Source organism: Microaerobacter geothermalis (assembly GCF_021608135.1).
GTDB lineage: Bacteria > Bacillota > Bacilli > DSM-22679 > DSM-22679 > Microaerobacter > Microaerobacter geothermalis.
Genome location: NZ_JAKIHL010000007.1, coordinates 64,465 through 75,388 on the forward strand (window position 1 = coordinate 64,465; position 10,924 = coordinate 75,388).

7 protein-coding genes are annotated in these 10,924 nt (G+C 46.1%); all 7 read left to right on the forward strand.

Going from position 1 to position 10,924, the window contains the following annotated elements; all coding sequences use genetic code 11:
• Positions 1 to 17 precede the first annotated feature (17 nt).
• The 7 genes from argB to argH all read left to right on the forward strand — a co-directional run bounded on the left by argB (position 18) and on the right by argH (position 10,673).
• Positions 18 to 815: an acetylglutamate kinase gene (argB, locus tag L1765_RS05475; RefSeq protein ID WP_236405648.1), complete on the forward strand. Its 798-nt coding sequence runs from the start codon at positions 18 to 20 to the stop codon at positions 813 to 815.
• On the forward strand, positions 815 to 1,972 hold the full coding sequence (locus tag L1765_RS05480) for an acetylornithine transaminase (RefSeq protein WP_268928725.1): 1,158 nt from the start codon (positions 815 to 817) through the stop codon (positions 1,970 to 1,972). Before argB ends, L1765_RS05480 begins: the two co-directional genes overlap by 1 nt.
• Positions 1,973 to 2,283: 311 nt before the next feature.
• Positions 2,284 to 3,354: a carbamoyl phosphate synthase small subunit gene (locus L1765_RS05485; RefSeq protein WP_236405649.1), complete on the forward strand. Its 1,071-nt coding sequence runs from the start codon at positions 2,284 to 2,286 to the stop codon at positions 3,352 to 3,354.
• Positions 3,347 to 6,607 (forward strand): carbamoyl-phosphate synthase (glutamine-hydrolyzing) large subunit, encoded by a 3,261-nt coding sequence (gene carB / locus L1765_RS05490; protein WP_236405650.1) that lies wholly within the window; start codon positions 3,347 to 3,349, stop codon positions 6,605 to 6,607. The genes L1765_RS05485 and carB overlap by 8 nt, the downstream gene beginning before the upstream one ends.
• Positions 6,588 to 7,550, forward strand: a complete 963-nt coding sequence (gene argF, locus L1765_RS05495; RefSeq protein ID WP_236405651.1) for an ornithine carbamoyltransferase — start codon at positions 6,588 to 6,590, stop codon at positions 7,548 to 7,550. Before carB ends, argF begins: the two co-directional genes overlap by 20 nt.
• 229 nt (positions 7,551 to 7,779) lie before the next feature.
• Entirely contained in the window at positions 7,780 to 9,012 is a 1,233-nt protein-coding gene (locus tag L1765_RS05500; protein WP_236405652.1) for an argininosuccinate synthase, read from the forward strand.
• 233 nt (positions 9,013 to 9,245) lie between these two features.
• The gene (gene argH, locus L1765_RS05505) at positions 9,246 to 10,673 is read left to right on the forward strand and encodes an argininosuccinate lyase (protein WP_236405653.1); all 1,428 of its coding nucleotides are present in this window, start codon (positions 9,246 to 9,248) and stop codon (positions 10,671 to 10,673) included.
• Positions 10,674 to 10,924: the final 251 nt, after the last annotated feature.

Genomic DNA, 10,924 nt, shown 5'->3' on the forward strand with positions numbered 1-10,924 from the left:
AGGGAAGAGATAGGAAAATGGAGATAACTGAGTTAATGGTGATCAAGTGCGGCGGCAGCACCATGGAACAACTGCCACCCCTTTTTTATAAAGAGCTGACGCTCCTAAGAGAAAAAGGAGTAACCCCTATCCTGGTTCATGGCGGGGGACCGGCCATTTCGTCCATGTTAAACCGTCTTCAGATTAAGCCCCGATTTATAGATGGGATGAGGGTGACAGATGAAGCCACCCTGGAGGTGGTAGAGATGGTTTTGGTGGGTCAGATCAATAAGCATTTGGTCAGGCAGATCCATCTGGCAGGGGGAAAATCCATAGGCCTTTGCGGGAGTGATGGGTTTCTTATAGAAGCGGATCCTCTACCCGGTAATTTAGGATGTGTGGGTGAAATAAAAACAGTGAACCCCTCAGTGATTTTTGATCTTGTGAAATTGGGTTATATCCCGGTTATTGCCCCCATAGGGGTGGATAGAAAGGGCAATCGTTACAACATCAATGCCGACATAGCGGCAGGTGCCATCGCCTCCCATTTGGGAGTCAAACAGCTGGTGATGATTACCGATGTGCCGGGAATCATGGCGGAAGTAAACGGGAAAAAACAAGTAATTCCGCTTCTTGACGAGAAGAAAGTGCTGGAAATGATGAATTCGGGAGAAATATATGGAGGAATGATTCCAAAGGTTAGGGCCTCATTAGACTGTTTGAACGAATCGGTACAGGAAGTAATTATCGTCCGTGGAATTGATGAGGGAGTTCTTCATAAGGTTCTTGAAGGGGAATCTGTGGGAACCCGAATTCGAAAGGGGGAGGTGGCATAATGTCGGCATTGTTCGAAACCTATAGCCGTTGGCCGGTGAAAGTCATTAGAGGCCAGGGGAACTATTTGTGGGATGTGGAAGAAAAGAAATATCTTGACTTTACCTCCGGCATTGGAGTGACGAACCTCGGCCATCAACCTCCTTCTGTAAAAAAGGCGGTAGAGAAGCAATTGGAACAACTTTGGCATTGCTCCAATTTGTTTCATATTCCAATACAGGAAAAACTGGCTGAAAAACTGACAGAAATCAGCGGGTGCGATAAAGTGTTTTTTTGTAACAGTGGAGCGGAAGCCAATGAAGCAGCAATTAAACTGGCCAGAAAATATGCTCAGTCAGTGCTGCAATTAGATCGATATGAGGTGATTACCTTTACCCAATCCTTTCATGGCCGGACGATGGCTACCTTGACAGCAACGGGTCAGGATAAGGTGAAGCTTGGATTTTCACCCCTGCTACCTGGAATTGTTACCATCCCATATAATGATTTATCAGCCTTTGAAGCAGCGGTCAATGATAGGACCTGTGCCGTACTTCTTGAGGTGATTCAAGGGGAGGGCGGGGTGAATCCGGCTGAAAAAGAATGGCTGCAGCAAGTAACTGCGATTTGCAAAGAAAAAGAAATCCTCCTGATGGTGGACGAAATTCAGACCGGCATGGGTAGGACCGGAACCTGGTTTGCTTACCAGCAGTACGGGATTGAACCGGATGTAGTTACCGTTGCCAAAGGTCTGGGAAGCGGATTTCCCATTGGAGCGATGATGGCGAAGAAAAAAACGTCTGAAGCCTTTGGTCCGGGAAGCCACGGATCAACCTTTGGAGGAAATCCTTTGGCAGTATCAGCCGCATTGGCCACGGTTCGCACGATTGAAGAAGAGGGAATTCTCCTGCAGGTGAAGCAAAAAGGGTTTCTGATTCAGGAGAAGCTTCGGAACGCTTTTTCAGCAAATGATAAAATAGAGAAAATCAAAGGTTTAGGCTTGATGATCGGCATTCAATTAAAAGAAGATTCTGCTTTATATATTACAAAAGCCAGAGAAAAAGGATTGCTTGCTCTGGCGGCAGGCCCTCAGGTGATACGCCTCCTTCCTCCGTTCACGGTGACGGAAGAAGAAATCAATCAGGCTGTCGGGATTCTTCAGGGGGCCCTAAACCAATAAAACATGAAAATTCGAGTGTTAACTATATAGACGGAATTAAAGAATTCACTAAGGACAGCCTTCGAGTTCGTACTGAGCGTAGGGGCTAAAGAACGGGAATTAGCCCTCAAACTGACTCCATCCTTGAAATACCCAGATGTTTTTGAGGGCTCCGTTCTTTAGACTTGAAGCGGACATGAATCACTTCCTGACGAACTCGACTAGCGGACGTGTGAATCTTTAATTCCACATCTATAGAACGACTGGCGGACGTATGAATCTTTAGTTTCGCATCTATAAGAGTAGATTGCTTGAAAAAGGAGAGGTGTAACATGAAAGGATATCTGGCTCTTCATACAGGGGAGATTTTTGAAGGAGAAATATTTGGAGATATTCGTACCATGGAAGGGGAAGTGGTGTTTAATACCGGAATGACCGGTTATCAGGAAGTGATGACAGATCCGTCTTATTGCGGACAAATTGTCACCTTTACCTATCCTTTGTTAGGAAATTATGGAACAAACCCCCTGGATAAAGAAAGCCGACGTCCTGCCCTCTCTGGAATTGTTGTTGGGGATTTATGCTGCAATCCAAGCCACTATCTCTCTATCCAATCCCTGGATGAAATGGCGAAGGAATTTGGTCTGCCTGTTTTATCAGGGATAGATACCCGAGCCATTACCCGATTGGTTCGTGACCGTGGGGAGGTATATGGAAGGATTACAGCAAACCTGGAGGAAACGAAAGGTTTTATCGGAAAACCGACGATTCATCCGGTGGATCAGGTATCTACCCGAGAAAGGCAATTTTATCCAAGAAATGGTCCCCATGTGGTATTGGTGGACTTTGGATATAAAGCTTCTATTCTGACGTCCCTATTGGAATCAGGGTGTTCTGTGACTGTGGTTCATTACCAGACCCGTTTTCAAGAAATTGAACAGATCCATCCAGATGGGATTGTTTTCTCCAATGGCCCGGGGAATCCGAAGGATTTGCTGCCCTATATGACCCAGTTAAAAAAGATGGTGGAGGCCTATCCTACTTTAGGCATTTGTTTGGGACACCAGGTTATTGCCCTGATATTTGGCGGAAATACAGAAAGGTTGCCTTATGGCCATCGGGGCAGCAATCACCCGGTGAAAGAATTGACCACTGGAAAAGTGTACATCACTTCCCAAAACCATGGGTATGTGGTAACGGATGATTCGGTGGATCGCGGTTCCTTAATGGTCACCTATCGAAATGTAAATGATGGATCCATCGAGGGATTAAAGCATCGATTTTTACCCATTATGTCTGTTCAATTTCATCCGGAGGCCCATCCCGGCCCCAATGATACAGCCCATATTTTTAGCCAATTTATCCAGCAATGTTTACACATAGGAGAGAAAAGTTATGCCTAAAGCAGAAGAGATAAAAAAGGTATTAGTCATTGGATCCGGTCCCATCGTCATCGGGCAGGCAGCAGAATTTGACTATGCCGGAACCCAGGCCTGTTTGGCGATGAAAGAGGAGAGGGTGGAAGTGGTTCTGGTCAACAATAATCCGGCGACCATTATGACGGACCGGGAAGTGGCCGATCGGATTTATATGGAACCGCTGACTGTGGAATCCCTGGCCAGAATTATTGAAAAAGAGAAACCTGATGGCATATTGCCTACTTTGGGAGGTCAAACCGGATTAAACCTCGCCGTTCAGTTGGCTGATGCTGGAATTTTGGATCAATACGAAGTTCAATTGCTTGGAACTCCCCTAGAAACCATTAAGCGGGGGGAAGATAGGGAACAATTTAAACAAATGATGCAGGAAATTGGCGAACCTGTTCCCGAAAGCACTATTGCCTCATCGGTAGAGGAAGCGTTGGCCTTTGCTGAAGAGATTGGGTATCCTGTCATTGTTCGTCCGGCCTATACTTTGGGAGGTGCAGGGGGCGGAATTGCCGTTGATGAAGAGGAATTATACACCATTGCCAAGAGAGGCCTTCAGGCCAGTCCCATTCGCCAGGTGTTGGTGGAAAGAAGCGTAAAGGGCTGGAAAGAGATTGAATATGAAGTGATGCGGGATGCCAATGATACCTGCATTATTGTCTGTAATATGGAAAACATTGATCCCGTTGGCATTCATACTGGAGACAGCATTGTCGTTGCCCCGTCCCAAACCTTGACTGACAGGCAGTATCAAATGCTGCGTTCCGTTTCCTGCAAGGTCATTCGGGCCTTGGGTGTCGTGGGGGGATGCAACATTCAATTTGCCCTTGACCCCAATAGTGACAATTACTATTTGATCGAGGTAAATCCAAGGGTTAGCCGTTCCAGTGCCCTGGCGTCCAAGGCTACAGGGTATCCGATTGCAAGAATATCCGCTAAATTGGCTTTAGGATACCACTTGGATGAAGTGATGAACCCCATTACAGGATACACTTATGCCAGCTTTGAACCGGCCATTGATTATGTGGTTGTGAAAATCCCGCGTTGGCCCTTTGATAAATTTCCCCAGGCGGATCGCAAATTGGGGACGCAAATGAAGGCTACCGGAGAAGTGATGGCCATTGACCGCACCATGGAAGGGGCGATCCTTAAGGGGATTCGTTCCTTAGAGATTGGCCTTTATCATTTGGAAATGCCAAGTCTCTCCAAATGGTCTTTGGAACAATTGAAAAAGGGTCTGGATGAGGCCACCGATATTCGCATCTTTATTTTGGCGGAGGTGATCCGCCGTGGAGTTTCCTTGAAGGAAATCGCTGAAATTACCAAGATTGATCCCTATTTTCTTTATATTTTTCATCATATTGTGGAGATTGAGAAAGAGCTGTCCGAAACGCCGTGGGAAACCTTCACCCGTAGTGAACATCACCCGTTGTTAAAAAAGGCAAAACTTCGGGGGTTTGCCGACGAGACCATTGCTAGACTTACAGGAACAGAAGTGAAGGAGGTTCGAGAGCTCTGGAAAAAATGGGGTTGGGCTCCATCCTATAAATTGGTGGATACCTGTGCGGCTGAATTTCTCGCATCTACTCCGTATTACTATTCCACCTGGCAGGGAATGGATGAAGTGGAAGTGGATAAAGAGAAGAAAAAGCTGCTGGTTGTGGGTTCCGGTCCCATTCGAATCGGTCAGGGGGTGGAGTTTGATTACTGCTCTGTCCACGCCGCCAAGGCGATTAAGGAGATGGGCTATATCTCTGTGGTGATCAATAATAATCCGGAGACGGTAAGTACTGACTACAGCACGGCAGATCAATTGTATTTTGAGCCGCTAACGCCATCTGATGTGATGAATGTAATTGAAAAAGAAGGGGTTGCCGGGGTGTTTGTTCAATTTGGCGGGCAAACGGCCATTAATCTGGCGAAGCCTCTGGCAGAAATGGGGGTTCATTTATACGGAACGTCGATGGAATCCATTGATATGGTGGAGGATCGGGAGCAGTTTTACTCCTTGTTAAGAACATGCGGTATTCCCCATATTCCGGGTCAAGGGGTTTATTCTGAAAAAGAAACCTATGAAGCAGCCAATCATATTGGCTATCCGATACTGATTCGTCCCTCCTATGTCATCGGCGGACAGGGAATGATGGTACTGCGGGATCGGCAAGAGTTGAACCAATATTTTGAACAAGTCAGGGATGAAGCCAATTATTTAAAAATGTTTCCTTTACTGGTGGATAAATATATGCCGGGTATGGAGGTGGAAGTGGATGCAGTAGCCGATGGGGAAGATGTCCTGATTCCCGGAATCTTTGAGCATGTAGAACGGGCAGGTGTTCACTCCGGGGACAGTACGTCCATTTTTCCATCCCCAAGTTTGAGTGATGCGCAAAAGGCAACCATTGCCCGCTATACCCAGCAGATTGTCAAAGAGTTGAAAGCCGTTGGATTAATCAATATCCAATTTGTTGTACATGGTGAGCAAATTTATGTGTTGGAAGTGAATCCTCGGGCATCCAGAACGGTACCCATTGTTAGCAAGGTCACCGGCATTCCCATGGTAAAGCTGGCTGTGAAAACGATGTTGGGAGTGTCACTCAAGGAGATGAACTATGGAATCGGCCTGTTGCCAGCCATTCCTTACTTTGCCGTCAAAATTCCCATCTTTTCCACGGTGAAGTTACATGGAGTGGAAGCGGCGGTGGGTCCGGATATGAAGTCAACCGGGGAAGTTCTGGGACTGGGATGGACCATGGAAGAAGCTCTCTATAAGGCTTTTCACTGGAAGGAAGGTACGGTAAAGCCCTTGAGCAAAGGGGATATGATTTTTTGCTCATTAAATGAAGGGGACAGGGAAGCGTTCATTCCGATCATTCCCCTCTTGATGAAATGGGAAGTGGAAGTTGCAGCCACTCCGGGAACGGCATCATTCTTATCGGAATGGGGGCTAACCGTAAAGAATGTTTTAAACAATGTGACGGAAATGAAGGCTTATTTTCTGCAAAACCAGCCTAAGCTGATTCTAAATACCCCGCGCAGGGGAAATCAAAGAACATCCCAGGGATTTTTACTCAGACAGCTGGCCTTGCAGTTGGATATTCCGTGCTTCACCTCATTGGATACTTTTAAGACGTATATAAAAATGGGTGATGTTACGATAACGGATTTGGTTGAAACCGCCGGTTATTTGAAAGAAGGAAGGGCGAGAAGAGATGAAATTGTTAGCCATTGAATGGAAACCAAAGGTGAATTTAAAGGGTAGGGATTTTTTGACGTTATCTGATTTTTCAACAGAAGAGATTTGGTATCTGCTTCATTTGGCCCTGGAGCTAAAAACCCTGCAAAAGGAAGGGAAGGAGTATAAGCCCCTTCTTGGAAAGACGTTAGGTATGATTTTTGAGAAATCATCGACAAGAACCCGGGTTTCCTTTGAAGTGGCGATGTATCAGTTGGGGGGGCAAGGGCTGTTTTTGAGCAGCAGCGACATTCAATTGGGCCGCGGAGAAACCATTGGAGATACGGCCCAGGTTCTTTCCCGCTATGTAGACGGGATCATGATTCGGACCTTTGCCCATAAAAAAGTGGTGGAACTGGCCAGATATGCGACAGTGCCTGTGATTAACGGTCTAACGGATTCCTTTCATCCCTGCCAGGTGTTGGCAGATCTGCTCACCATCTATGAAATAAAGGGAGCTCTTAAAGGGTTGAAATTGGCTTTTATCGGAGATGGAAATAATATGTCCCATTCCCTTCTTATCGGCGGGGCAAAAATGGGGATGGATATTGCAGTTGCTTCCCCTGAGGGTTACGCCCCTGACGATCAGGTGGTAAAATTGGCAAAAGATATTGCGAAATCAACGGGCAGTCAAATTGTCATTACCACTGAGCCAGTGGAGGCTGTTGCAGATGCCGATGTGATATATACCGATGTATGGGCTAGCATGGGTCAGGAAGCCGAACAGAAGGAAAGGGAGAAGGTATTTCCTCCCTATCAGGTGAATGAAGAATTGGTATCCTATGCCAAGGAGGACTACATTTTTCTACACTGCTTACCTGCCCATCGTGGAGAAGAGGTCTCAAGCGAGATTATCGACGGGGAACATTCCGTGATATTTGATGAAGCGGAAAACAGGCTCCATGCCCAAAAGGCGATTTTAACCGCGTTAATGGGATAAGGCAACTTCATATAGAGCTATTGCATTTTTATTCTGTATGGTGCATAATGTCATTTATTATGAAATTTCATGAATTATGGACGGAACTAAAGATTTTATTAAGGACAGCCTTCGAGTTTGTACTCAGCGAAGGGGATAAAGAACGGAAATTAGTCCTCTTCATATCAATTTGTGACCCTGCGGGTCATAGATGTTTAGTTCCGCTTCTATAGTGGAAAGGAAGAGTTTTATGAGCAAGGAAAAAATTGTTCTTGCCTATTCCGGTGGCTTGGACACTTCCGTTATCTTAGCATGGCTGAAAGAAGCCTACGATGCAGAAATCATTGCATTTACGGCTGATATAGGACAGAAAGAGGAATTGGAAGGACTTGAAGAAAAAGCGCTGCGCACCGGTGCAAGGAAGGTGTATATTGAGGATCTTCGTGAGGAATTTGCTCGGGACTTCATTTATCCTATGTTTCAGGCAGGGGCGCTCTATGAGGGCCAGTATTTGCTCGGCACAAGCATTGCTCGCCCGTTGATCGCCAAGCGGATGGTTGAAATTGCCCGAGCCGAGGGGGCAACTGCAATTGCACACGGTGCAACTGGTAAAGGAAACGACCAAGTGCGTTTTGAGCTGACGGCAGCTGCTCTAGCCCCGGAGTTAAAGGTTATTGCGCCGTGGCGCATTGAGGCCTTTCGTGAGCAATTTCCCGGAAGAGCAGAAATGATTGCCTATGCCGAGGAGCATGGCATTCCGGTAAAGGCAACGGTAGAAAAACCATATTCTATGGACCGTAATTTGTTGCACATTAGCTATGAGAGTGGCATCCTTGAGGATCCGTGGATTGATGCGAGTGGAGAGTCGATGCGTGATATGTATGTATTAAGCGTATCCCCCGAAGAAGCGCCGGATCAGCCGGAATATATAGAATTGGACTTTGAGCAGGGCAATTGTGTAGGCATTAACGGAGAGAGGATGACGCCTCTGCAGGTCATGGAAAAGTTGAATGAACTGGGCGGAAGACATGGCATCGGACGAGTAGATATGGTCGAAAACCGGTTTGTTGGCATGAAAAGCCGCGGTGTTTATGAAACACCGGGAGGCACGATCCTGTTTGTGGCCCATCGTAAAATAGAGTCCCTTACAATGGATCGGGAAGTTATGCATTTGCGTGATTCCCTCATTCCTCGTTACAGCACGCTTGTTTACAACGGCTTCTGGTTTGCTCCGGAAAGACTGGCGATCCAGGCCCTTGTTGCCGAAAGCCAGAGAAACGTCACTGGTACGGTTCGCCTGAAGCTGTATAAAGGAAACGTGATCGCAGCCGGATTGAAGAGCCCGGTTAGCCTGTACAACCCGAACATAGCAACGATGGAAGCCGATCCGACTCAGGCGTATGATCAGTCTGATGCAACCGGATTTATTCGTTTGAACGCTCTGCGACTGAAAGTTTCATCCGGTGTAGCGCAGAATAAATAATCTGGCGTCTTAAATGTTTATGGAAATATATGGACGGAACTAAGGGATTTACTAAGGACAGTCTTTCGAGTTTGTGCAAAGCGGAGGGGCTAAAGAACGGGAATTAGCCATCAAACTAACTTCATCTTTGAAATACCCAGATGTTTTCCATCTGAAGTAAGTTTCCTAAGCCGAACTCGACAAGCAGACGTGTAAATCTTTAGTTCCGGATCTATAGAAGGGAGTTCACATTCGTGTCAAAACTTTGGGGTGGACGTTTTACCAAGAAAACGGACCAACTGGTTGAGGAATACACCGCCTCCATTTACTTTGATAAAGAGCTGGCCAGGGAAGATATCCTTGGCAGCATGGCCCATGTGAAGATGTTGGGAAAATGTGGGATTTTACCTGCCGGAGATGTGGAGACCATTCTGGAGGGTTTGAAAAAGGTAGCCGCCAAAATTGAACGTGGTGAAGTGGAATTTACGGTAGCCAATGAAGACATTCATATGAATATTGAAAAGATGCTGATTGAAGAGATTGGTCCCGTTGGCGGAAAGCTGCATACCGGCAGAAGCCGTAATGATCAGGTGGCTTTGGATATGCACCTTTATTTAAGGGAGCAGGTGCTCCATCTGGTGAAGGGTTTGTACAAGGTGCAGAAAGCCCTGATTCATCAGGCCAAGCTTCATTTGGATACCATTCTGCCCGGCTATACCCACCTTCAAAGAGCTCAGCCTGTTCTCCTTGCCCATCATTTAATGGCCTATGTCTCCATGTTTCAACGGGATATTGAGAGATATATGGATGGTTGGAAGAGAATTAATGTTCTTCCCTTAGGGGCCGGTGCTTTGGCTGGAACTACTTTTCCCATCGATCGGGAATATGTTGCGCAACTTTTACGCTTTAAAGGAGTATATTATAATAGTATGGACGCGGTCAGTGACAGGGACTTTATTGTGGAATTCCTTTCTACCAGTTCTCTGTTGATGGCTCACCTTTCCCGGTTAAGCGAAGAGCTGATTCTTTGGTCCAGCAATGAATTCAATTTTATCGAATTGGATGATGCATTTTGTACCGGAAGCAGCATTATGCCCCAGAAGAAAAACCCCGATGTGGCTGAATTGGTTCGGGGTAAGACCGGCAGGGTGTATGGCCACTTGGTAGGAATGTTAACGGTATTAAAATCTTTGCCTTTAGCATACAACAAGGATATGCAAGAAGATAAAGAGGGGATGTTTGACACCGTCAAAACGCTCCATGGCGCACTCACCCTCTACGCTTCTATGATCGAAACCATGACAGTGAAAAAAGAAAACATGCTGCAGGCGGTGAAGCAGGACTTTTCCAACGCTACCGATTTGGCCGATTATCTGGTAAATAAGGGAATGCCTTTCAGAGAGGCCCATGAGGTGGTGGGGAAAACGGTTCTCTACTGCATTCAACAGAACAAATATCTGTTGGATCTGTCATTGGATGAATACAAGGAGTTTTCTTCTCTGTTTGAACAGGATATCTATGAGGCCCTCGCCATTGAGCAAGTGGTTAATGCCAGAGATGTTCTCGGTGGAACAGCTAAGTCCCAGGTAGAAAAGCAAATTGCCTGGATGGAGGAACAGATGGCCGTAACCCAATCATGGATTGACACCACGACAGAGCAGATTACCATCCACTTTTTTTAATACTTACGCAAATACCTTCTTCATTGAAGTTGACCTTCCTTGAGCAGACAGGGCTGATCCCCCTGTCTCTTTTTTATCTTTACTTAGCAGAAGACTCCCATCTTCTATAAGTGGGAGATGAATGCTGACTGATTACAAACAAATGTTCCATAACGCCTTTTCTTATGGTATAATCATCATAGGAAGAGGAGGTGAATCGATTGAAACTAACGCTTAAATTCTACCCACGATGGACCGGTCAACAAGAACAA

Excerpts from the sequence above, each read along its gene's own strand:
- argB (WP_236405648.1), top strand. The coding sequence starts at position 18 with ATGGAGATAACTGAGTTAATGGTGATCAAGTGCGGCGGCAGCACCATG.
- L1765_RS05500 (WP_236405652.1), top strand. The coding sequence starts at position 7,780 with ATGAGCAAGGAAAAAATTGTTCTTGCCTATTCCGGTGGCTTGGACACT.
- L1765_RS05485 (WP_236405649.1), top strand. The coding sequence starts at position 2,284 with ATGAAAGGATATCTGGCTCTTCATACAGGGGAGATTTTTGAAGGAGAA.
- L1765_RS05480 (WP_268928725.1), top strand. The coding sequence starts at position 815 with ATGTCGGCATTGTTCGAAACCTATAGCCGTTGGCCGGTGAAAGTCATT.
- argF (WP_236405651.1), top strand. The coding sequence starts at position 6,588 with ATGAAATTGTTAGCCATTGAATGGAAACCAAAGGTGAATTTAAAGGGT.
- carB (WP_236405650.1), top strand. The coding sequence starts at position 3,347 with ATGCCTAAAGCAGAAGAGATAAAAAAGGTATTAGTCATTGGATCCGGT.